The following is a 23,554-nucleotide window of genomic DNA, read 5'->3' as shown; positions in this document are numbered from 1 at the left end:
GAAGGATCGGTCTCTTGAGCATCGTTGAAGCAAACAGCCGGGCGAGGCAGGGCAAACGCCGTGCCAACGCCCGCGCGAAGGCCATTCTCGGCTTCGCCGTCACCGTCATCACCACCTTTCTGGGGCTGATGGCGGTCACATTTTTCATTGGCCGCGTTGTGCCGATCGATCCCGCACTGGCGATTGTCGGCGACCGCGCGCCTGCGCATGTGGTCGAGCGCGTGCGTGAGCAGCTCGGCCTCAACCTGCCGCTCTGGCAGCAGTTCTTCATCTATCTGAAGCAGGCGCTGTCGGGTGATTTCGGCATCTCAGTCCTCACCACCAACCCGGTGATGGAGGATATCAAGCGGGTTTTCCCGGCAACCATAGAGCTTGCCACGCTCGGCACCATCATCGGCGCCGTTTTTGGCATTCCGCTCGGCGTGCTCGCCGCGGTCAAGCGCGGCAGCTTTGCGGACCAGGTCGTGCGCGTCATCGGCCTTATCGGCTATTCCGTGCCGATTTTCTGGCTTGGCCTCCTGGCGCTGCTGGTGTTTTACGCCCGGTTGCAGTGGGTCGCCTATCCCGGCCGGATGGATATCGTCTACGAATTCACCTTCACGCCGGTCACGGGTTTCTTCCTGATCGACGCGATCTGGCAACGGCAATGGGACGTGTTGTGGGATCTGTTCCGCCACATCATCCTGCCTGCCTCGCTGCTCGGCTATTTTTCGCTGGCCTATATCAGCCGCATGACACGTTCGTTCATGCTGAACGAGCTCGCCCAGGAATATATCGTTGCGGCGCGCGCGAAGGGGCTTTCGGAAACGCGCATCATCTGGTTCCACGCTCTGCGCAACGCCGCCGTGCCGCTGGTGACCGTTATTGCGCTATCTTACGCCGGTTTGCTGGAAGGTTCGGTACTGACCGAAACCATCTTCGCGTGGCCGGGGCTCGGCCTCTACATCACCAATTCCCTGCAGAATGCGGATATGAATGCCGTTCTTGGCGGCACGATCGTGATCGGCGCCATCTTCGTCGGCATCAATCTCTTCTCCGATCTGCTTTACCGGACGCTCGATCCAAGGACGCGCAGCCGATGACGATTTCGACCGATACACTCAAACCCTACAGCCGCGAATGGCTGCTCTCCGACCGGCCTGCCTCGCGCAGGCAGGCGCGGCTTGGCCGTGCCTATGTCATCTGGCGGCGGTTTTCGGAAAACCGGCTGGCGCTGCTTGGCCTCGGCATCATAATTGCGCTGCTGTTTGTCGCGCTGTTTGCCAATGTGCTGGCGCCACACGATCCGGTGCAGGGCGATCTGCGCAATGCCCGGCTTCTGCCTCCGGGGACAGAAGGTTACCTGCTCGGCACTGACGATCAGGGGCGTGATATTCTCTCGCGCCTTATCCACGGTTCGCGGCTGACCCTGTTCGTCGTGCTGCTGGTGGCCATCATCGCCGCACCCATCGGACTCATCGTCGGCACCGTCTCGGGTTATGCCGGCGGCTGGGTGGATGCAGTTCTGATGCGCATCACCGATATTTTTCTGGCCTTTCCGAAGCTGGTTCTGGCGCTTGCGCTGGTGGCCGCACTTGGGCCGGGCATTGAAAACGCGGTGCTCGCCATCGCGGTCACCTCATGGCCGCCCTATGCGCGCATCGCGCGCGCCGAAACCATGACCTTCCGCAATTCCGATTTCATCGCGGCGGTCAAACTCATGGGAGCGTCGCCGTTTCGCATCGTCCTGAAACACGTCATGCCGCTTTGCATGTCGTCGCTCATCGTGCGTGTCACGCTCGATATGGCGGGCATCATCCTCACAGCAGCCGGTCTCGGCTTCCTTGGCCTCGGTGCACAGCCGCCGCTGCCGGAATGGGGCGCGATGATTGCTTCCGGACGCCGTTTCATTCTCGACCAATGGTGGGTTGCCGCCATGCCGGGCATTGCGATCCTGATCGTCAGCCTCGGTTTCAACCTTCTGGGCGATGGCCTGCGCGATGCGCTGGACCCCAAGGAGGCGAACCAATGAGCGCGCCGCTTCTGACCGTCGAGAACCTGCGCGTTTCCTTCCCCACCCGCACCGGGCTGGTGGAGGCGGTGCGTGGCGTCTCGTTCACGCTGGGACGCGAACGCCTTGGCATCGTCGGCGAGTCCGGCTCCGGCAAATCGCAGACCGGCCGCGCCATTATGGGGCTGACCCCGAAAAGTGCGCGCATCGAGGCCGATGTGTTGCGCTTCGGCGATGTCGATCTTCTCGGTGCTTCGGCAAAGGAACGGCGGCTCATGCGCGGCAAGCGCCTGGCCATGATCCTGCAGGACCCGAAATATTCGTTGAATCCGGTCATGCCCATCGGCCGCCAGATTATGGAAACGCTGCGCACCCATGAAAGCATCGGTTCCGGCGAGGCGCGCCAACGCACGCTCGCCATGCTGGAGGCGGTGCAGATCCGCGATCCCGAGCGCGTGTTCGATCTTTACCCGCACGAGGTTTCCGGCGGAATGGGCCAACGCGTCATGATTGCCATGATGCTGGTCTGCGGCCCGGAACTTCTGATCGCCGATGAGCCGACTTCGGCGCTCGACGTTACGGTTCAGCTCGAAGTGCTCGATATTCTCGACAAGCTGGTGCGCGATCGCGGCATGGGGCTGATTTTCGTCAGCCACGACCTGCGGCTGGTGTCGTCTTTCTGCGACCGCGTTCTGGTCATGTATGCGGGCAAGGTCGTTGAGGAGCTGTCTTCTGCCAATCTTAAAGAGGCGAAGCATCCCTATACGCAGGGTCTGTTGAACTGCCTGCCGGAAATTGGCGGCCACCGGCATCCGCTGCCGGTTCTGGAACGCAAGGCGGAGTGGCGCGCATGAGCACGGTTCTTTCTATCAGAGACATGGTGGTCGATTTCGACGGTTACATCGCGCTCGACAGCGTTAGCATCGATGTGGCCGAGGGTGAGTCCTTCGGTATCGTTGGCGAGTCCGGTTCCGGCAAGTCGACGCTGCTTCGGGCGATTGCCGGCCTCAACCATTTCGACGAAGGCTCGTTGATGGTGGCCGGTCGCTCCTATTCGGGCAAACACCGTGACAAGAGCTTCTATAGCGATGTGCAGATGGTGTTTCAGGACCCTTACGGTTCCCTGCACCCCCGCCAGACAGTGGATGCGCTGCTGCTCGAACCGCTGGTCATCCACGGTCTCGACAATCGCGAAGAGCGTATTGCCCGCGCGCTGGACGAGGTGGGTCTCGGCACCGGTTTCCGTTTCCGCTATTCGCACCAGCTTTCCGGCGGCCAGCGGCAGCGTATTGCCATTGCCCGCGCGCTGATCGTGGAGCCGAAGATCCTGCTACTGGATGAGCCGACCTCGGCGCTCGACGCCTCCATTCAGGCGGAAATCCTCAATCTGCTGGAACAGGCCCGCAAGGACCGCAACCTCACCTTCGTTATGGTCAGCCACGATCTCGGCGTCATCAGCCACATGTGCGATCGCCTTGCGGTGATGAAAAGCGGCAAGGTGGTGGAAATGCTGGAGGCGGAAGCGCTGGAAAGCCGCGAGTTTACTGCGGATTATACAAGGCAGCTGCTGGTGGCGAGCGAGGGCTTCAAGCGCGCTTGAGCTGCCGCTATAGTCGGGTCAAGCCCGGCATGACGGACAGTGCCGGCCAAAACAGGGTATCCAGACCATGCAATTGCGCGCATTGATGTATTTCGACGAACTTGTCCGCACCAATTCCATGCGCGCCGCTGCCGAAAGCCTGAATGTCGCGCCGACGGCAGTCAGTCGCCAGATCGAGAACCTCGAATATTATTTCGGCTCGCCTTTGGTGGAGCGTTCCAGCCGGGGCGTGAAGCTGACGGCGGCGGGGGAATTGCTGGCTGCCCGCGCCGGCAAGACGCTGCGCGAACTCGACCATGTGCACCAGCTGATCGATGACCTGAAGGGGCTTCAGCGCGGCCGGGTCACCGTTTATGCCAATGGCGCGACGGTGGCGAACCTTCTGGCGCCTGTGCTGGCGCAGTTCAGCCTCAAATATCCGCAGTTGCGCTTCGAGGTGCACATCACCAGCGCGCGCCAGGCGATGGAAGCACTTGGTGCAGCCGAAGCGGATCTGGTCGTCAGCCTTTTTGCGCCCAAGGTCTCCGGCGTGAAAGTGCGTTCGCGCACCCGTATCAGTTACGATGCGATCTTTCCGACCGGCCATGCGCTTGCCGCGCAGGCGGAAGTCTCGCTGAAGGAACTGGCCAGCCTGCCGCTTGCCCTGCCGGACAAGAGTTTCGCGGCGCGTCAGGCCTTCGATACGCTGTTTGCCGATGCCGGTATCGAGCTTGATCCCGTCTTTATCACCAGTTCGCTGGAAATGCTGAAGGAACTGGTTCTGGGCCATGCCGCGGCCACGCTGTTGCCGGCCTTGTCGGTGGCGCGTGAAATCCGCAGCGGCCAGATGGTTGCTGTTCCGCTTTCCGGCAAGAAGGGCATCCACACCCAGATCGATCTCTGCGTGGCGCCCGACCGGCAACTGTCCTTCGCCGCCTCCAAGCTTGCCGATTTCATCGAGCGTTTCATGCGCGAGGCGACAGCGGGGTAGGGGAATTCGCCAGCCTGGAGAATTGTCCATCCCGGTTGATTTCCATCCGTATTTCCGTGTAGCCATTTCAGCTACACGGAGCACACAAAAATCACGATTGTGTGTGCGCCTGCAACATGACACTCTTTTTGCAACGGGTGGTCTTCGAAGGGCAAAAATGCCTCGGCCGCCAGACAGGGGACAATGATGCCACGCACTTATTTTTCGCAGCCGTTGAAAGTTACGCGGCGCGCCGCGCTTGCGCTTGCACTGGGAACGGCGCTCTGGATGCCGCTTTCAATGACGGACGCCGCGGCCGCGCCGAAGACCGCCTTGACGTTGGGCATGACAGTGGAGCCGACGGGTCTCGACCCGACAATTGCGGCACCCGTCGCCATCGGTCAGGTCAGCTGGCAGAACATATTCGAAGGTCTCGTCACCATCGACCATGACGGCAAGGTGAAACCGCAGCTTGCCGAAAGCTGGGAAATTTCAGCCGATGGCAAGACCTATACGTTCAAGCTGCGCCAGGGTGTTACCTTCCACGACGGCGAGGTTTTCGATTCCTCCGTTGCGAAATTTTCGCTCGACCGGGCGCGAGGTGAAACGTCGGTAAACCCACAAAAACGCTTCTTCACCGCCATAGAGAGCATAGAAACGCCGAATGCCGCGACGCTGATACTGAAGCTGAAGCAGCCGGCGGGCAGCCTGATCTACTGGCTCGGCTGGCCGGCCTCCGTCATGGTCGCGCCGAAGAGCGCTGACAATAACCGTACCACGCCCATCGGCACCGGCCCGTTCAAGTTCGTGAACTGGGCCAAGGGCGACAAGGTGGAATTGGAGAAAAACGCGGCCTATTGGGACAAGGCGGTGGCGGTGAAGCTTGAAAAGGCCACCTTCCGCTTCGTTTCCGATCCGCAGGCGCAGGCAGCGGCACTGAAATCCGGCGATATCGATGCCTTCCCGGAATTCGGCGCGCCGGAACTGATGACGTCCTTCGACGGCGATGCGCGTCTCGGTACCTTCGTTGGCAATACGGAACTCAAGGTCGTGGCCGGCATGAACAATGCCCGCAAACCCTTCAACGACAAGCGCGTGCGCCAGGCGCTGATGATGGCGGTGGATCGCGGGACGGTGATTGAAGGCGCATGGTCGGGTTACGGCACGGCCATCGGCAGCCACTACACGCCGAACGATCGCGGTTACATCGATACGACCGGTGTTCATTCTTACGATATCGACAAGGCAAAGGCGCTTCTTGCCGAATCAGGTTACCCCGACGGTTTCAGCTTCACGATCAAGGCCCCGCAAATGGCCTATGCCCAGCGGACCTCGCAAATCCTGCAGGCGATGTTGGCCGAAATCGGTGTCACCATGACCATCGAGACCACGGAATTTCCGGCCAAATGGGTGGCGGATGTTTTGAAGGGCGCGGATTACGACATGACCATCGTCGCCCACGCTGAGCCGATGGATATCGATATCTACTCCCGTGATCCCTATTATTTCAACTATAAGAACCCTGCCTTCAACGAAGTCATCGCCAATGTCGAAAAGACGGCGGATGCGGCCGAGCAGGAAAAGCTCTACGGCGAAGCCCAGAAAATCCTCGCCGAAGATGTGCCGGCGCTGTTCTTGTTCGTGATGCCGAAGCTCGGCGTCTGGGACAAGAAGTTGAAGGGGTTGTGGGAAAACGAACCCATTCCCTCCAATGTCCTGACGGATGTGCATTGGGAAGAGTGACGTTCGTTGTGAACGGCGAGGCGCATTCCTACCCACCACCTCATTCCTGTGCCTGTCACAGGAATCCAGCCAGCCCAAGTCCTTGGGCTGAGAGGGATATTTCCGCTGCGCAGGCGCGCGTCGGCTGGATCCCTGTGACAAGCACAGGGATGAGGGAAGAGTGTGCGGGGATGACAATAAATCCATCCGCCACATCCCGAAACGAAACAACGCAAGGAAAGAATGCCAGATGTTAGCCGTTCTCGTCCGGCGCCTTGCAAGCCTCATCGTCACGCTGTTTGCGGTGTCGCTCATCATCTACATCATCATGGGGCTGTTGCCGGGTGATCCGGCGGCCATCATGCTCGGCACGTCGGCGAGCCCGGATACGCTTTTCGCGCTGCAAAAGCAGATGGGTCTCGATCAGCCCTTGCCATTGCGTTACATCCACTGGCTTGCAGGCGTATTCCGGGGTGATCTCGGACAATCCTATACCTATGGCGTGCCGGTAGCGGGGCTTATTGTCGAGCGGCTTGCCGTCACCCTGCCGCTTGCGCTGCTCGCAGTCTGCCTGTCGGTCGCCATCGCCATTCCGCTTGGCGTGGCGGCAGCGAGAAGCCGAAACGGGCCGGTGGATTTCGCAGCCGGGCTGTTTTCCCATGTCGGCATTGCCGTTCCCGGTTTCTGGGTCGGGCTGCTGCTCATCATCGTCTTTTCCACCACGCTCGGCTGGATGCCATCAGGCGGTTTTCCCGGCTGGCGTCCGAGTTTTTCTGCTGGATTTATCGCGCTTGTGCTTCCAGCCATTGCCCTTGCGCTGTCGCAGGCAGGCGTCCTCACCCGCGTCTGCCGCTCGGCAGTACTTGAGGTAATGAACGAGGATTTCGTGCGCACCGCCCGCGCCAAGGGGCTGAGCGAGCGGGTAGCGCTGTGGCGGCATGCGGTGCCGAACGCCATGATCCCCGTTGTCACCATGATCGGCCTGCAATTCACCTTCCTGATTGCCGGGGCAGTGCTGGTGGAGAATGTCTTCAACCTGCCGGGCCTCGGGCGGCTTGCCTATCAGGCGTTGACCCAGCGGGATATCGTCGTCATGCAGTCCGTCGTGCTGTTCTTCTCGGCGCTCGTCATCGTCATGAATTTTCTGGTCGATATCGCCTATCTCTTTATCGATCCAAGACTGCGGACAGGTGCACGATGATGCGACTGATTCGCCGCCGCCCCGCTTTCGTCCTTGGCATCGCCGTCACTCTCTTTCTTGTCGCGGTCGCCCTGCTTTCGCTGGTCTGGACGCCGGTTTCTCCGACGAAGATACAGATTGCCCAGAAGCTGAAATCGCCCTTTGCCTACGGCGGGCTTGGCACCGACCATTTTGGCCGCGATGTGCTGTCCATGCTGATGGCGGGGGCATGGAATTCGCTCTCCACCTCCATCGCCGCCGTTGCCATCGGCGCGCTCATTGGCACGGCGCTTGGCGTATCGGTCGCGGCACTGCGCGGTTTCACCGAAACCCTGGTGATGCGTGCCTGCGATATCATCTTCGCCGTACCGCCGATTCTGTCGGCCATGATGCTCGGTGCGTTCATCGGTACGGGGCGGTTCACCGCCATCATCGCCATTGCCACCTTCATGGTGCCGGTCTTTGCGCGGCTGACGCTGGGTGCGGCCTTGCAGATATGGTCGCGGGAATATGTCACCGCCGCCACCAGCATCGGCCAGAACCGCGCCAAGATCACGCTGTTTCATATCGTGCCGAATATTTCCAACCAGATCATCGTGCAGGTGACCATCCAGCTCGGCCTTGCCATCCTCACCGAAGCGGGACTCTCATTCCTCGGTCTCGGCATGCCGCCGCCGGCCGCCACCTGGGGGCGGATGCTCGCCGATGCGCAGACCTATCTTGGCGCAGCACCCTGGCTTGCCATCATGCCCGGCCTTGCCATTGCGCTCGCGGTCTTCGGCCTCAATCTGCTTGGCGATGGCCTGCGCGACCTGCTGGACCCACGCGATACCAGCTGACCGCTTCAAGCCGATATCGCCCATATTATCTGTTTTCTGACGAGACGAAGCTTATGACCGATCTCATACACCTCAACACGCTCGAAATCCTGGCGCTTTACGGGCAAAAGAAGCTGTCACCATCGGAATATTGGCAGGTGGTAGAGGCCCGTATCGACGCATTCGAGCCCACGGTGAACGCGCTTTACGCCTATGATCCCGAGGATGCCCGCAAGCAGGCGCTGGCCTCGACGATGCGGTGGCAAAAAGGTGAAACGCTCGGGCCCCTCGATGGGATTCCGGTATCGCTGAAGGAACTGATCGCCACCAAAGGCCAGCCGGTTCCGCTTGGTACCAAAGCGGTGGAACTGGTGCCGGCTCTGGAAGACGCGCCGGTTGCGGCCCGCTGCCGCGAGGACGGCGCCATCCTTTACGCCAAGACCACCTGCCCGGATTACGGCATGTTGTCATCAGGCCTTTCCAGTTTTCACAAGCTCAGCCGCAACCCGTGGGACCCGACACAGAACCCCGGCGGCTCCAGTGCCGGTGCGGCTTCTGCCGGTGCTGCGGGTTACGGCACCCTGCATATCGGTACGGATATTGGCGGCTCGGTGCGGCTACCGGCGGGGTGGACGGGGCTGTTCGGCTTCAAGCCAAGCCAGGGCCGCATACCCGTCGATCCCTATTATACAGGCCGCTGCGCCGGGCCGATGACCCGCACCGTCGTTGACGCCGCCTATGCCATGGCCACGCTTTCCCGCCCGGACTGGCGTGACGGCACCGCGCTGCCGCCCAACGATATCAACTGGATGGACCTCGATATCGACGTAAAGGGCCTGAGGATCGGCCTTATGCTGGATGCCGGCTGCGGCTTGGCCCTGGACGATGAGGTGCGGGATGCTGTTGGCGCGGCCGCAAAGCTGTTCGAAGATGCTGGCGCCATCGTCGTCCCGGTCGAGCCGGTTCTGTCTCGGGACATGCTTGATGGGCTGGATGATTTCTGGCGGGCGAAATTCTGGGGCGATATGGCGGCGCTGAGTGACGAACGACGCGCGGCGATCCTTCCCTATATTCACGAATGGGCGCTGAAGGGCGCTGATGTTTCCGGCGCGCGTGCCGTTTTCGGTTTCAACCAGACCATGGAAATGCGCAAAGCCTGCGGGCGGTTGATGCAGTCGGTTGATGTGGTGATTTCACCCGTCAATCCCATCGTCTCCTATCCGGCCGACTGGGCGTCGCCCACCAACGATCCCGAGCGACCCTTCGAACATATCGCCTTCACCGTCCCTTGGAACATGTCGGAGCAGCCGGCATCCTCGATCAATTGCGGCTTCTCGAAATCCGGGATGCCCATCGGCTTGCAGATCGTCGGCCCGCGTTACGCGGATCTGCTCGTTCTCAAGCTTTCCAAGGCCTTCGAGGATTGGGGCGGCGGTGTTCGGCGCTGGCCGGAGCCGCCCAAAGCGCGCTGATCCCGCCTTTATCGGCCCTGTAGTATAGCCATAATACCCGCTTCTCCACCCCTCCTGTTACGGTGCCTCGGGCATTCAAAATGGGAGGAGCAAGCATGCCGAAGAAGATTTTGATGATCACCGGCGATTTCGCCGAGGACTACGAGACCATGGTGCCGTTCCAGACGCTGCTTGCGGTTGGTCACACGGTGCATGCCGTCTGCCCCGGCAAGAAGGCTGGCCAGACGATCGCGACCGCGATCCATGATTTCGAGGGCGACCAGACCTACTCAGAAAAACGCGGCCACAATTTCGCGCTCAACGCTACTTTTGCCGATATCAAGGTCGCGGACTACGACGCGCTGGTCATTCCCGGTGGTCGCGCGCCGGAATATCTGCGGCTGAATGGGGATGTGCTTGCCGCCGTGAAGCATTTCTTCGAGGCTGACAAGCCGGTCGCGGCCGTCTGCCACGGTGCCCAATTGCTGGCGGCTGCGGGTGTCCTCAAGGGCCGCACCTGCTCGGCCTATCCGGCCTGCCGCCCCGAGGTGGAACTGGCGGGCGGCACCTATGCCGATATCGCCATCGACGCGGCGGTTACCGACGGCAAGCTGGTGACGGCGCCCGCATGGCCGGCGCATCCGGCATGGCTTTCGCAATTCATGGCGGTGCTCGGCAGATAAGGCCGGCGGAATGGGGCTTTTACCGGTCCCGTTTCCCGTCTATCTTCTGCAGCTTGCTGAGGGAGGACACCATGTGCAAGCTTTTCATCAAGGCAGACCCGACGCTTTGGGAAAGCCATACCCGGTCTTTGCGGATCGATGGCATGGTCACCAGCGTCAGACTTGAAAACTTCTTCTGGACGACTCTGGACGAGATTTCACGCCGCGATGGCATGAACAGCGCGCAGCTCATCGCCAAGCTTTATAATGAATCGATCGATGCCGGGCATGATCTCGGCAACTTCACCTCGTTTCTACGAGTCTGCTGCGGGCGTTATCTGGCCTTGCAGCTTTCCGGCGATATTCCGGCGCGCAGCGACATTCCGATTGCTGCGCTGGATGCAGACAGCATTCTCGACGCGGAAAAGATGAATTATCACTGAGATAAAGGGAAGGGCGCAGCCACAGCGCCCTTCGCCTCAGCTCTTAAGCGCCCTTGGATCAAGCGCATCGCGCACGGCATCGCCGATATAGTTGACGCTCAGAACCGTCAGCGAGATTGCCAGTCCAGGCCACAGCACGCGCGAGGGCGTCAGCTGCAGGAAGTTGGCGCCATCGAACAACAGCCGTCCCCAGGTCGGAAAGTCTGACGGAAAACCGAGGCCGAGGAAGGACAGCGCCGATTCCGTGATGATGGCCGAGGCGATGCCGAGCGTGGCTGAGACCATGATCGAACTCAACACATTCGGCAGGATATGGCGCAGGATAATGCGGTATTCGCGCATGCCGCTCGATTTCGCCGCCATGATGAATTCCTGGCTTTTGATCGTCAGCACGTCGCCGCGCACGATGCGTGCGGTATGCATCCAGCTGGTTACCCCGATCACGAAGACGATGAGGATGAAGATACCGGTTTCCGGCCCGAAAGCGGCACGCAGCGTGTCACGGAACAGCATGAGAATGACGAGCAGCAGCGGCAGCAGCGGCAGGGCCAGAAACAGGTCCGTCAGCCGCATCAGTGGCCCGTCAAGTCTTCGGAAATAGCCTGACAGCACCCCCACCAGCGTGCCGAGAAACAGCGCCAGGAGCATGGCGGTGATGCCGACGGCAAGCGAGATGCGCCCGCCCGCCAGCACCTGCGCCAGCATGTCCTTGCCCAGATTGTCGGTGCCGAAGGGATGCGCCAGCGACGGCCACTGGTTGCGTTCCTTCACATTGATGGCATTGGGCGCGACGGTGTGGATATAGGGCCCGACATAGACCGCAAGCAAAATGAAGATGAAAACGAACAGGCCTGCCACGCCGCCCTTGTGGACGCGGAACTGTTTCCAGATATCGGCAAGTGCCGATTGCACAGGCGTGGCGGCAACGGCTGGTGCTGCGAGGGTGGCGTCAGTCATAGCGGATCCTCGGGTCGAGAATGCCGTAAAGCACGTCGGCAATAAGGTTGAAGAGCACGATAAGCACCGCGAAAATGAAGGTCAGCGTCTGCACCAGCGGAATATCCGCGCCCTGAACGGCGGTGATCAGCAATTGGCCAAGCCCGTTCACGCGGAAAATCTGTTCGGTAATAATGGCGCCGGAAAAGATCGTCGGCACGCCGAGTGCGATGACGGTGACGACGGGTATAAGGCTGTTGCGCAGGACGTGAACGAGCAGAACGGATTTTTCCTTCACGCCCTTGGCACGCGCGGTGCGCACATAGTCCTGATGCAGATTGTCCAGCATCGAGGCGCGCACGAAACGGCTGATCTGCGAGACGTTGTAGAGGGTTAGCACCAGAACCGGCATGAACATCTGTTTGATCTGTGCCACGAGGCTTCCCCAGTCCGTCACCTGCAGATTGGTATCGTAGACGGAAGGGAACCATTGCAGATAGGAGCTGAAGATGACGACCAGCAGCACGCCGGTGAAGAAGGTGGGAACCGAATAACCCACCATCGAGACGAAGGTGCCGATCTGGTCGAAGATCGAATATTGCTTGTAGGCCGAAATGACGCCGATCGGGATCGCCAGAAGCGCGCCGAAGAGATAGGCAAGGCCGACCACCCAAAGCGTTTGCGGCATGCGCTGGATGACGAGATCGACCACCGGGCTGCGCGTTGCCCAGGACAGCACACGCATGCGGCTACCGTCGCCGATCTGCCAGCCTGTCAGCTTTTCGAACAGGTTCAGCGGTTCATTGATGAAGAATTGCTGCAGCCACAGCATGTAACGGATGAAGAAGGGCTGGTCGAGACCGAGCGAAGCGCGGATCTGCTCGCGCACTTCGGGTGGAATGGTCAGCGGCAGGTCGCCGGTCGGATCATTCGGCGCCAGATCGAGCAGGGCGAATATGACGAAGCTGATGACGAGCAGCGTCGGTACGGCAAAGGCAAGCCGCCGGAGCGTAAAGGTAAACATCGAAAAGTCTCCAGACCGTCAGGGTCTCGCAAAATGAGCGCGGTCCCCCCGTCAGGGGCGACCGCGCATTTGCGGGTTACTTCTTGCGGGACCAGTCCGCGACGTTCCAGAGTTCCGAATCCCAGGCGTTCATGCGAACGCCTTCGAGTGTCAACGAATGCGAGGAGACGCTGCCGCGATGGATCAGCGGAATATGCGCGCCTTCTTCGGTCAGCATATCGTTCAGCTGCTTGGAAATCTCACCGCGCTTGGCAAGGTCTGCGGTTTTGGAGAGTTCGCCCACCAGCTTGTCGAATTCCGGGTTGCAATAACGCGGAATGTTCTGTCCCTGCCAGCCGTTAGCCGGAGCCGGGATCTTGTCGCATAGCCATTCCGCCAGATATTTTTCCGGGTCGGTACCGTCGAAATTGTTGGTGTACATTTCAACGTCGGCGAAAAATTTCTGGAAGGTGTCGGGGCTTGCCGGATCGCCGCCGAAGAAGACGGAGGCGCTGACATTGCGCAGTTCGGAAGCAACGCCAATCTGCGACCACATGTCCTTCACCAGTTCCTGCGTGGCCTGGCGAACGGAGTTTGTGGAGGTCTGGTAGAGGAAGGACAGCTTCACACCGTTCTTGGCGCGGATGCCATCGGCGCCCTTTACCCAGCCCGCATCGTCCAGCAGCTTGTTTGCGCCTTCCAGATCCTGTTTCAGGCACCAGCTGTCATTCTTCGTCGAAGCGACGGCTTCCGGGGCCGGCACGATATTGCAGGTCGGCTTGCCCGCCTCGCCATAACCTGCCTCATCGATGATATCGCGGTCGATGGCAAGTGAGAGCGCGCGGCGCACGGCCGGGTCGGAAAGGGCCGGATGCGGGCCGCCTTCCTTGGTGGAGCGCTTGTCACCCAGCGCAGGATCGGCGTTGTACCAGTTGAGATTGATACGCTCGACCTGCGTGCCGAAGGCAGTTTCCAGCTTGCCCTTGCCGGCCGCTACCATGGTGGCCAGAATTTCCGGCTCCACCTGCATGTTCCAGGCGTAGTCGAATTCGCCGGTTTCAAGAACGGCGCGTGCGGCGGAAGCTGCATCACCGCCGCCCTTCAGGGTAGCCGTGGCGAAGGCGGGCTTGGCCGGATCGCGATAATTGGGGTTGGCCACGAAGCTGATGACGTCGTTCGGCTTGAAATCCTTGACCACGAAGGGGCCGGTGCCGATGGGGCCGAAATTGGCGGATGTGCAGCCGGGTGCCGCAGCGCCGACGCATTTTTCAAACTGCTTCTTCTGGATGACAGGCGATTGTGCGCCGACGAATGCGGAGTAGGGGTAGGGCTTCGGTTCGTTGAAGCTGATCTTGATGGTGTGGGCGTCGATCGCCTCGACGTTCTTCACGCCTTCATATTGTGCCGCCTGCGCGCAGCCGCCGTCCGGTGCGATGCAATATTTCCAGGTGAAGATGACGTCGTCAGCGGTAAAGGGCGTGCCATCAGACCATTTGACGTCGCTCTTCAGCTTCCACGTCATGCTGAGCAGATCCTTCGCGATGCCGCCATTGTCGACCGTCGGAATTTCGCTCACCAGCATCGGCACCAGCTCGCCTTTTTCGTCGTAGCGCGCCAGAGGCTCGATCACCATGGACGAGCTGTAGACTTCCTTCGTGCCAGCGGAAAGATATGGGTTGAGTGTCGATACAGCCTGCCAGAAAAGGATTTTCAGTTCGCCGTCACTGCCACGCTCGGCATGGGCGGCAGAGCCTGCCATGGCCAAGGCCGCCACCGTGCTGGCAAAGAGAACGCTGCGCTTCTTCATTGTGATTTTCCCCTTTTAAGATTTTATCTGTTTGAATGTTTGACGCTTTTCCTCAACGTCATTTGCAAGTCTTTTATTTTAAGTGTTTGACTTTGCTAACGAATATTCCTCCGTTCCCAATGATGCTATTGTCAGTTTTTTTGAAATGCAAGCCCCAAACTCTGATTGATGAACAAAATTTGAGCCGATTGGCTTCGGGCCTATTTTTCATTCATCTAGCGAAATTCATACTTGCAAAAGCAGAAATTCCAAACGCAATATGGTTCCCGACAACCCGGCGGGGAACAAAAAAAGGAAAAATGGGAATGCCGATATTGAACCGTGTGGCCGAGATGCAGGAAGAAGTAGCCGGTTGGAGGCGCCACCTGCACGAGACGCCGGAGCTGCTCTACGACGTCTTCGAAACCTCGAAATTCGTGGCGGAGAAACTCAAATCCTTCGGATGCGATATCGTCGAAACCGGCATTGGCAAGACCGGCGTGGTAGGCATCATCAAGGGGCGGCACGGGGACGGCCCGACCATCGGTTTCCGCTCCGACATGGATGCGCTGCCGATCCTCGAAACCAGCGGCAAGCCCTGGGCTTCCAAGGTTCCGGGCAAGGCCCATTCCTGCGGCCATGACGGGCACACGGCGATGCTTTTAGGCGCGGCGCAATATCTGGCCGAGACCCGTAATTTCAAAGGGTCCGTGGCCGTCATCTTCCAGCCGGCTGAAGAGGGTGGCGCAGGGGCACTTGCCATGCTGAACGACGGCATGATGGAGAAATTCGGCATTTCGCAGGTCTATGGCATGCATAACGAGCCGGGCATTCCGGTCGGCAATTTCGCCATCCGCAAGGGTTCGACCATGGCGGCGGCGGATAGTTTCGAGATCGTCATTACCGGCAAGGGCAGCCATGCGGCGGCCCCCCATCTTTCCGTCGATCCGGTGCTGACCTCGGCCTATATCATCATCGCCCTGCAATCCATCGTCTCGCGGGAAACGGACCCGTTGAAATCGCTGGTCGTCACCGTCGCCACCACCCACGGCGGCACGGCGGGCAATGTCATTCCCGGTTCGGTGACGCTGACCGGCACGGTGCGCACCCTGCTGCCGGAAACCCGCGATTTCGCCGAAAAACGGTTGAAGGAAGTGGCGACAGCCACCGCCATGGCGCATGGCGCGACGGCGGAGGTGAGATACGATCGCGGTTATCCCGTCACCTTCAACCACAATGACGAAACCGAATTCGCAACCAGCGTGGCGGCAGGTGTGGCAGGCGCAAACGCCGTCAACACCAATCCCAACCCGCATATGGGCGCGGAAGATTTTTCCTACATGCTGGAAGCACGCCCCGGCGCCTTCATCTTCATCGGTAACGGCGACACGGCCGGGCTGCACAATGCCGCCTATGACTTCAACGACGAGGCCCTGCCTTACGGCATCAGCTACTGGGTCTCGATGGCCGAAACCGCGCTTGCTGCGTAAGACATCCGGCGGCCTTCATGGCCGCCTTTCGCTTTTCAGGAGATCGGCATGCTTTTGGCGGCAACATCCATGGAACAGACCGGCGGTTCGGTAAGCCCGGTACTTTCGGTTCAAAATCTGACCACGTCCTTCCGCGTTGATGGCGGCTGGAAATCGGTGGTCCGCAATATGAGTTTCGACATTGCGCCCCGCGAGACGGTGGCGATCGTTGGCGAAAGCGGCTCGGGCAAAAGCGTGACGTCGCTGTCGATCATGCGGCTTCTCGATAAGAAAACGAGCCGCATCGAGGGTAAGGTCATGCTCGGTGGGCGCGATTTGCTGGCACTTCCGGAAGAGGAGATGCGCAAGGTTCGCGGCAAGGACATTTCGATGATCTTCCAGGAGCCGATGACCAGCCTCAATCCGATCTTCCCGATCGGCAAGCAGATCGCCGAAGCGCTGACCGTGCACCAGGATATTTCCTCATCTGCTGCCAAGGCCGAGGTTGTCAGGCTTCTGGAAAAAGTCCGCATTCCCAATGCGAAGAACCGTTTCGACGACTATCCGCACCAGTTTTCCGGCGGGATGCGCCAGCGCGTGATGATCGCCATGGCGCTTGCGTCGAAGCCGAAGCTCCTGATCGCGGATGAGCCGACGACGGCGCTCGACGTGACCATTCAGGGCCAGATTCTCGACCTTATCAAGCAATTGCAGGAAGAGGAGGGCATGTCGGTCCTGTTCATCACCCATGACATGGGCGTGGTGGCGGAAGTGGCTGACCGCACCATCGTCATGTTCCGCGGCGACGTGGTGGAAACCGGCACGACGGACGATATCTTCCATCGCGGGAACCATCCCTATACGCGCGCCCTGCTTTCGGCGGTGCCGAAGCTCGGTTCGATGAAAGAGCGGGTGCTGCCCGCCCGTTTTCCGATCATCGATATCAAGACCGGCGAAAGCCAACCGGTCGAAGAGGTCAGGAACACGGTTTCCGGTGGTCGCACGCCCATTCTTTCGGTCCGGGACCTGACGACCCGCTTCGATATCCGCTCCGGTCTTCTCGGCCGCAAGTCCGGTGCCGTGCATGCGGTGGAGAAGGTCTCCTTCGATCTGGCTGAGGGCGAGACACTATCGCTGGTCGGTGAATCCGGCTGCGGCAAGTCCACCACCGGGCGATCGATCACCCGGCTGATCGAGCCGACCTCCGGTAACGTGACGCTCGACGGTTACGAGGTGATGAAACTCGACAAGACGACGTTGCGCACCATGCGCCGCAGCGTGCAGATGATCTTTCAGGACCCCTTCGCCAGTCTCGATCCGCGCATGAGCATCGGCACGGCGATCATGGAGCCCTTCATCGAACACCGGCTTGGACCGAAGGCGCAGGCGCGTGAAAAGGCGGCGGACCTGATGGAGAAGGTTGGCCTCAGCCCGGATATGATGCGGCGCTTCCCGCATGAGTTTTCCGGCGGCCAGCGCCAGCGCATCGCCATTGCCCGTTCGCTGATGCTTGACCCCAAGGTCATCGTTGCCGATGAAGCGGTGTCGGCGCTCGATGTCTCCATCAAGGCGCAGGTCTGTAACCTGCTGCTCGATCTGCAACAGAGCCTCAACCTCGCCTTCCTGTTCATTTCCCACGATATGGCTGTGGTTGAGCGTGTCAGCCATCGTGTCGCGGTGATGTATCTCGGCGAGATCGTCGAAATTGGCCCACGCGCCGCCGTCTTCGATAATCCGCAGCACCCCTATACGAAAAAGCTCATGTCCGCCGTTCCGGTGCCGGATCCGGCCCGGCGCCAGATCAGGCGCAACATGGCGACGGACGAGATAAAAAGCCCGATCCGTCCGGTGGACTATGTTCCGCCGCAACGCCATTACCGCGAGGTTTCGGCGGGGCATCTGGTGCAGGAAGCGGCTTGATATAGTGGCAACTGCGCTGGGATAGGTGCCTCTGTGTTCGCGACGTCATCTTCGGTCTTGTGCGGAGTATCTGCCAATGTCTCGTAAATAGGTGCGTTGCAGATGCTCGGGACAGGCCCGAGCATGACGGTGGCAATGTTTTACATCCTCTTTAGAGGTGCCCGGTGCCGCCAAACGCTTCGCTCAGTCGCTGCGCCGTTTGACAGGCGGCCTGAAAAAATGCCAGCAAATGCTCGAACATAATTCTTAGAGGGCGGCGGCATGGCCAGACGGAACGACGCACATGGACGGCTGGATGATGCGGCGCGCGCGGGCTGGCTTTATTATGTCGCGGGTCGCACGCAGGACGAGATCGCCGCTGCCATGGGCATATCCCGGCAATCGGCGCAGCGGCTGGTGTCGCTGGCCGTCGCCGAGCGTCTGATCAAGGTCCGGCTCGATCACCCCATTGCCGCCTGTCTTGAAAAGGCGGAGCGGCTGAAGCAGAAGTTCGACCTTAGATATATCGAGGTGGTGCCGAGCGATCCCGCTGGCGTTTCCTCCACGGTCGGCATCGCCGAGGCCGGCGCGGCGGAGATCGAGCGCTGGCTGAAAAATGCCGATCCCATCGTGCTTGCCATCGGCACCGGCCGTACGCTGAAGGCGGCTGTGGACCAACTGCCGCCGATGGAATGTCCGCAGCACCGCATCGTGTCACTGACAGGCAATATCGGGCCGGATGGATCGGCGGCCTATTACAACGTCATCTTCAGTATGGCCGATGCCATCAAGGCGCGGCATTTTCCGATGCCGCTGCCGGTTCTCTGCTCGTCTGCGGAAGAGCGGGAATTGCTGCACGACCAGTCCATGGTGCGCTCCACGCTGGCGCTGGGTGCCGCCGCCAATGTCACCTTCGTCGGCGTCGGCGAACTCGGAGAAAACGCACCGCTCTGCGTTGATGGTTTTCTCGGTGTCGACGAGATGAAGGCCCTGATGGCAAGCGGTGCGATCGGCGAAATCTGCGGCTGGATGTATGATGCCAACGGCCACATTCTCGACCATTCCGTCAACGAGCGCGTCGCCTCTGTTCCCATCCCGTCCAGAGAGACCTGCACGGTCATCGGCATGGCGCAGGGCGCGCGCAAGAATGCCTCGATTCTCGCGGCACTGCGGGGTGGTCTTTTGAACGGCCTCATCACCGACGAAGCGACAAGTGAATATTTGCTCACGCATTGAGCAAAAATTAATCCATCAAAATCAATGACTTGATTTTTCCATGTGCGCCGCAGCACAGGATGTTGCTTGACTTTTTTCGGCTGCGGGTGAGTAAATGCCCCAGAGCAAAGCGAATGCTCATAAATTTCTTCTGGGAGGAAGATATGACATTGAAGACCATTTTGCTGGGCGCATGCTCGGCACTCGCCTTTTCGACCCTTGCTTCCGCCGAAACGCTGACCATCGCCACCGTCAACAACGGTGACATGATCCGCATGCAGGGTCTGACCTCCGACTTCACCACCAAGAACCCCGACATCAAGGTGGAATGGGTCACGCTTGAAGAAAACGTCCTGCGCGAGCGCGTGACGACCGATATCGCCACCAATGGCGGCCAGTACGACATCATGACCATCGGCAACTATGAAGTGCCGATCTGGGCCAAGCAGGGCTGGCTGCTGCCGCTCGAAAAGCTTGGCGACAAATACGACGTGGATGATATTCTGCCGGCGATCCGTGGTGGTCTTTCCAGCGAAGGCAAGCTTTATGCGGCGCCCTTCTACGGCGAATCCGCCATGATCATGTATCGCAAGGACCTGTTTGAAAAAGCCGGCCTGAAGATGCCTGAAAACCCGACCTGGGAATTCATCGGTGACGCTGCCCGCAAGATTACCGATCGCAAGACGGATATCAACGGCATGTGCCTGCGCGGCAAGGCTGGCTGGGGCGAGAACATGGCCTTCATCAGCGCGCTCACCAACTCCTTTGGCGGCCGCTGGTTCGATGAGAACTGGAAGCCGCAGTTCGATCAGCCGGAATGGAAGAGTGCTCTTCAGTTCTACGTCGATCTGATGAAGGATGCCGGTCCGTCGGGTGCTTCCTCCAACGGCTTCAACGAAAACCTGACGCTGTTCCAGCAGGGCAAATGCGGCATGTGGATCGATGCCACGGTGGCTGCTTCCTTCGTTTCAAACCCGAAGGATTCGACCGTTGCCGACAAGGTCGGTTATGCGCTCTTCCCGACGCATGGCGAGCTGAAGAACCACGGCAACTGGTTGTGGTCATGGAACCTTGCTATCCCGAAGAGCTCGCAGAAGGCGGATGCCGCCGAGAAGTTCATCTCCTGGGCAACCAGCAAGGAATATACCCAACTCGTCGCTGCCAAGGAAGGCTGGGCAAACGTGCCTCCGGGTACCCGCACCTCGCTTTACAAGAATGCTGACTATGAAAAAGCCGCCGCCTTCGCCAAGCCGACGCTTGCTGCGATGGATGCCGCCGACATCACCAAACCGACCGTAAAGCCCGTGCCTTACACCGGCGGTCAGTTCGTGGCGATCCCTGAATTCCAGGCGCTCGGCACCACGGTCGGTCAGCTGTTCTCGGCGGTTGTTGCCGGCCAGTCCAGTGTCGACGATGCGCTTGCCAGCGCCCAGTCGACAGCGACGCGTGAAATGACCCGCGCCGGTTACATCAAGTAATCCTCCTGAAGATCGCTGTCCGGCGCCAATGCCGGGCAGCGAACCTTGGGGGCGCAAGCCGCGAGCTGCGCGGCGGCCTTTAAGCCTTTCAAATCAAAACTGGAATGAGCCGGTTCTTCCGGATATGCCGGGCGCATATCGTGATGCCCGAGCCCATGGGGAGGTTAGTGCAATGGCAACACGAAACACGAGCGGTCTGGCGCGGGTTATGCTTGCGCCTTCGGTGCTGCTTTTGCTGGTGTGGATGATCGTGCCCCTGGCGATGACGCTGTGGTTCTCGTTCCAGAACTACAATCTGCTCAACCCTGCCAATGTCAGCTTTGCAGGCCTGTTCAATTACCAGTATTTCTATACCGATCCGGCCTTCTTCCAGTCGATCTTCAACACACTTGCCATCGTCGGCGGCGTGCTTTTGATCACCGTCATCGGCGGTATTGCGATTGCGCTTCTGCTTGACCAGGACATCTTCGGTCAGGGCATCGTGCGCATCATGATCATCTCGCCCTTCTTCGTCATGCCGCCTGTCGCGGCGCTGGTGTGGAAGAACATGATCATGCATCCCGGTTACGGCGTGCTTGCCGATCTGTCGCGCTTCTTCGGCCTGCAGCCGGTCGACTGGTTCGCGCAGTTTCCGCTGCTCTCCATCATCATCATCGTCGCCTGGCAATGGCTGCCGTTTGCCACGCTGATCCTGCTCACCGCCCTGCAGTCGCTCGATGGCGAGCAGAAGGAAGCGGCCGAGATGGATGGCGCCAACTTCATCAACCGCTTCATCTACCTGACGCTGCCACATCTTGCCCGCGCCATCACCGTCGTCATCCTCATCCAGACGATCTTCCTGCTCGGCGTTTACGCGGAAATCCTCGTCACCACCAATGGCGGGCCCGGCTATGCCTCGACCAACCTTGCCTTCCTCATCTATCGCACGGCGCTTCTGGGCTACGACGTCGGCGGCGCATCGGCCGGTGGCATCATCGCCGTCGTGCTCGCCAATATCGTCGCCATCTTCCTGATGCGCGCCGTCGGCAAGAACCTCGACCGTTAAGGAGAAGCGATCATGGCCCGCAAGACAACGACACGCGCAAAGATCGGCTTCACCATCGCGGCATGGGCCGTGGCGTTGCTGCTGTTCTTCCCGATCCTTTACGCCTTCCTCACCTCGATCAAGACCGAGCCGGAGGCGATCGCAGGCTTCAGCCTCATTCCCTCGGGCACGCTCGAAAACTACATCACCGTGCAGACCCAGCGCGATTACTTCAAGCCGTTCATGAACTCGGTCGTGCTGTCGCTCGGCTCGACGATCATCGCGCTCATGATCGCCATTCCCGCCGCCTGGGCCATGGCATTCTCGCCGACCAAACGCACCAAGGACATTTTGATGTGGATGCTCTCCACCAAGATGATGCCGGGGGTGGCGGTGCTGGTACCGATCTACCTGATCTTCCGCAATGCCGGCCTGCTCGATACCCGCATTGGGCTGACCGTCATGCTCACCTTCATCAACCTGCCGATCGTGGTGTGGATGCTTTATACCTACTTCCGCGAAATCCCCGGCGAGATCCTCGAGGCCGCCCGCATGGATGGTGCCTCGCTCTGGAACGAGATCGTGCATGTACTGACCCCAATGGCGGTTCCGGGCATTGCCTCGACGCTGCTCCTGAACGTCATTCTCGCCTGGAACGAATCCTTCTGGACCATCCGGCTGACGACCACCAATGCGGCACCGCTGACGGCCTTCATCGCCTCCTTCTCCTCACCGCAGGGGCTGTTCTGGGCAAAGCTCTCGGCCGCCTCGATGATGGCGATCGCCCCCATTCTCGTCATCGGCTGGTTCTCGCAGAAACAACTCGTGCGTGGCCTCACCTTTGGCGCCGTGAAATAAGGAACGACAATAATGGGCAGCATTTCCCTTCAGAACGTGTCCAAGCTCTTCGGCGAGGCAAAAGTCATCCCGTCGATCGATCTCGATATCCATGACGGCGAGTTCGTCGTCTTCGTCGGCCCGTCAGGCTGCGGCAAGTCAACGCTGCTGCGCCTGATTGCCGGGCTGGAAGACGTCTCCGGCGGCAGAATAGTCATCGACGGCAACGACGCCACCGAAAAGGCCCCGGCCGAGCGCGGCCTTGCCATGGTGTTCCAGTCCTATGCGCTCTATCCGCATATGAGTGTGCGCAACAACATCGCCTTCCCGCTGAAGATGGCCAAGCTCGACAAGGCCGTCATCGACAAGAAGGTCGACGATGCCGCCCGCATCCTCAACCTTACCGATTATCTCGAGCGCCGGCCCTCGCAACTGTCCGGCGGCCAGCGCCAGCGCGTCGCCATCGGCCGCGCCATCGTGCGCGAACCGAAGGCGTTCCTGTTCGACGAACCGCTCTCCAACCTCGATGCGGCGCTGCGCGGCACCATGCGGCTGGAAATCTCCGAGCTGCACAACACGCTGAAGACGACGATGATCTACGTCACCCACGACCAGGTGGAGGCCATGACCATGGCCGACAAGATCGTGGTCCTCAACCGCGGCAATATCGAGCAGGTCGGCTCACCGATGGAGCTTTACCGCTCGCCCGCCAACCTCTTCGTCGCCGGCTTCATCGGCTCGCCGCGCATGAACCTGGTGACCGGCGATTACGCCCGGCAAAAGGGTGCGACCACCGCCGGCGTGCGGCCCGAGCACCTGACGCTGTCGAAAGAAACCGGCCTGTGGCAGGGCAAGGTCACGGTTGCCGAACATCTCGGCTCCGACACCTTCCTCCACCTCGACGTCCCCGGCATCGGCCCCATCACCGCCAGAACCGACGGTGAATTCGAATGCAAACACGGCGATACCGTCTTCATCACACCAGATGATGCCAAAATCCACAGGTTCGATGACAAGGGCATCGCTATATGACGCGAAGACAGGAAGGCAAATCCGCGCTGCGTGCCGGGTACCTGTCATCCGGTCCTGGCA

At 60.1% G+C, this 23,554-nt stretch carries 21 protein-coding genes; 18 read left to right on the top strand and 3 right to left on the bottom strand.

What is annotated here, in order from left to right; translation table 11 throughout:
* Positions 1-14 precede the first annotated feature (14 nt).
* The 11 genes from CRO62_RS05745 to CRO62_RS05695 all read left to right on the top strand — a co-directional run bounded on the left by CRO62_RS05745 (position 15) and on the right by CRO62_RS05695 (position 10,815).
* Positions 15-1,082 (top strand): ABC transporter permease, encoded by a 1,068-nt coding sequence (locus CRO62_RS05745; protein ID WP_003518099.1) that lies wholly within the window; start codon positions 15-17, stop codon positions 1,080-1,082.
* A complete protein-coding gene (nikC, locus tag CRO62_RS05740; RefSeq protein ID WP_025595070.1) occupies positions 1,079-2,011 on the top strand; it encodes a nickel transporter permease in 933 nt (310 codons plus the stop codon). The genes CRO62_RS05745 and nikC overlap by 4 nt, the downstream gene beginning before the upstream one ends.
* Positions 2,008-2,844, top strand: a complete 837-nt coding sequence (locus tag CRO62_RS05735) for an ABC transporter ATP-binding protein (RefSeq protein WP_003518096.1) — start codon at positions 2,008-2,010, stop codon at positions 2,842-2,844. Before nikC ends, CRO62_RS05735 begins: the two co-directional genes overlap by 4 nt.
* Positions 2,841-3,590: an ABC transporter ATP-binding protein gene (locus tag CRO62_RS05730; RefSeq protein ID WP_045019301.1), complete on the top strand. Its 750-nt coding sequence runs from the start codon at positions 2,841-2,843 to the stop codon at positions 3,588-3,590. Before CRO62_RS05735 ends, CRO62_RS05730 begins: the two co-directional genes overlap by 4 nt.
* Positions 3,591-3,657: 67 nt before the next feature.
* Complete coding sequence (locus CRO62_RS05725) at positions 3,658-4,560, top strand: LysR family transcriptional regulator (protein WP_097099523.1); 903 nt, start codon at positions 3,658-3,660, stop codon at positions 4,558-4,560.
* Positions 4,561-4,746: 186 nt separating this feature from the next.
* A complete protein-coding gene (locus tag CRO62_RS05720; protein ID WP_097100395.1) occupies positions 4,747-6,282 on the top strand; it encodes an ABC transporter substrate-binding protein in 1,536 nt (511 codons plus the stop codon).
* Positions 6,283-6,511: 229 nt separating this feature from the next.
* Entirely contained in the window at positions 6,512-7,462 is a 951-nt protein-coding gene (locus CRO62_RS05715) for an ABC transporter permease (protein ID WP_097099522.1), read from the top strand.
* Positions 7,459-8,280: an ABC transporter permease gene (locus CRO62_RS05710; RefSeq protein WP_013762300.1), complete on the top strand. Its 822-nt coding sequence runs from the start codon at positions 7,459-7,461 to the stop codon at positions 8,278-8,280. The genes CRO62_RS05715 and CRO62_RS05710 overlap by 4 nt, the downstream gene beginning before the upstream one ends.
* 53 nt (positions 8,281-8,333) lie before the next feature.
* On the top strand, positions 8,334-9,731 hold the full coding sequence (locus CRO62_RS05705) for an amidase (RefSeq protein WP_097099521.1): 1,398 nt from the start codon (positions 8,334-8,336) through the stop codon (positions 9,729-9,731).
* Between the two features lie 95 nt (positions 9,732-9,826).
* On the top strand, positions 9,827-10,393 hold the full coding sequence (locus CRO62_RS05700; protein ID WP_179783982.1) for a DJ-1/PfpI family protein: 567 nt from the start codon (positions 9,827-9,829) through the stop codon (positions 10,391-10,393).
* A gap of 71 nt (positions 10,394-10,464) precedes the next feature.
* Positions 10,465-10,815 (top strand): ribbon-helix-helix domain-containing protein, encoded by a 351-nt coding sequence (locus tag CRO62_RS05695; protein ID WP_003518088.1) that lies wholly within the window; start codon positions 10,465-10,467, stop codon positions 10,813-10,815.
* A 36-nt stretch (positions 10,816-10,851) separates the two neighbouring features.
* Here CRO62_RS05695 and CRO62_RS05690 read toward each other — a convergent pair whose 3' ends face one another.
* From CRO62_RS05690 to CRO62_RS05680, 3 genes are all read right to left on the bottom strand, one after another.
* Positions 10,852-11,772 (bottom strand): ABC transporter permease, encoded by a 921-nt coding sequence (locus CRO62_RS05690; RefSeq protein ID WP_013762302.1) that lies wholly within the window; start codon positions 11,770-11,772, stop codon positions 10,852-10,854.
* Positions 11,765-12,775, bottom strand: coding sequence for an ABC transporter permease (locus CRO62_RS05685; RefSeq protein ID WP_003518086.1), 1,011 nt, complete (start codon positions 12,773-12,775; stop codon positions 11,765-11,767). The genes CRO62_RS05690 and CRO62_RS05685 overlap by 8 nt, the downstream gene beginning before the upstream one ends.
* A 76-nt stretch (positions 12,776-12,851) precedes the next feature.
* A complete protein-coding gene (locus CRO62_RS05680; protein WP_097099520.1) occupies positions 12,852-14,561 on the bottom strand; it encodes a peptide ABC transporter substrate-binding protein in 1,710 nt (569 codons plus the stop codon).
* Between the two features lie 305 nt (positions 14,562-14,866).
* Here CRO62_RS05680 and CRO62_RS05675 point away from each other — a divergent pair, with 305 nt between their 5' ends.
* The 7 genes from CRO62_RS05675 (at position 14,867) to CRO62_RS05645 (ending at position 23,494) form a co-directional block, all read left to right on the top strand.
* Positions 14,867-16,030 (top strand): M20 aminoacylase family protein, encoded by a 1,164-nt coding sequence (locus CRO62_RS05675; RefSeq protein WP_003518084.1) that lies wholly within the window; start codon positions 14,867-14,869, stop codon positions 16,028-16,030.
* Between the two features lie 48 nt (positions 16,031-16,078).
* Positions 16,079-17,929, top strand: a complete 1,851-nt coding sequence (locus tag CRO62_RS05670; RefSeq protein ID WP_097099519.1) for an ABC transporter ATP-binding protein — start codon at positions 16,079-16,081, stop codon at positions 17,927-17,929.
* Positions 17,930-18,190: 261 nt separating this feature from the next.
* Positions 18,191-19,144 (top strand): sugar-binding transcriptional regulator, encoded by a 954-nt coding sequence (locus CRO62_RS05665; protein ID WP_097099518.1) that lies wholly within the window; start codon positions 18,191-18,193, stop codon positions 19,142-19,144.
* A 143-nt stretch (positions 19,145-19,287) separates the two neighbouring features.
* Positions 19,288-20,601, top strand: coding sequence for an ABC transporter substrate-binding protein (locus CRO62_RS05660; protein ID WP_013762306.1), 1,314 nt, complete (start codon positions 19,288-19,290; stop codon positions 20,599-20,601).
* A gap of 172 nt (positions 20,602-20,773) precedes the next feature.
* The gene (locus CRO62_RS05655; RefSeq protein ID WP_013761441.1) at positions 20,774-21,646 is read left to right on the top strand and encodes a carbohydrate ABC transporter permease; all 873 of its coding nucleotides are present in this window, start codon (positions 20,774-20,776) and stop codon (positions 21,644-21,646) included.
* Between the two features lie 12 nt (positions 21,647-21,658).
* Complete coding sequence (locus CRO62_RS05650) at positions 21,659-22,483, top strand: carbohydrate ABC transporter permease (protein WP_003510506.1); 825 nt, start codon at positions 21,659-21,661, stop codon at positions 22,481-22,483.
* Between the two features lie 12 nt (positions 22,484-22,495).
* Positions 22,496-23,494, top strand: coding sequence for an ABC transporter ATP-binding protein (locus CRO62_RS05645; RefSeq protein ID WP_013761442.1), 999 nt, complete (start codon positions 22,496-22,498; stop codon positions 23,492-23,494).
* The last annotated feature ends 60 nt before the right edge of the window (positions 23,495-23,554 follow it).

Source organism: Rhizobium sp. AN6A (genome assembly GCF_900215635.1).
Taxonomy (GTDB): Bacteria; Pseudomonadota; Alphaproteobacteria; order Rhizobiales; family Rhizobiaceae; genus Agrobacterium; species Agrobacterium tumefaciens.
The sequence above is the reverse complement of the archived record's forward strand: the minus strand, read 5'-3'. Positions and strand labels throughout refer to the sequence as shown.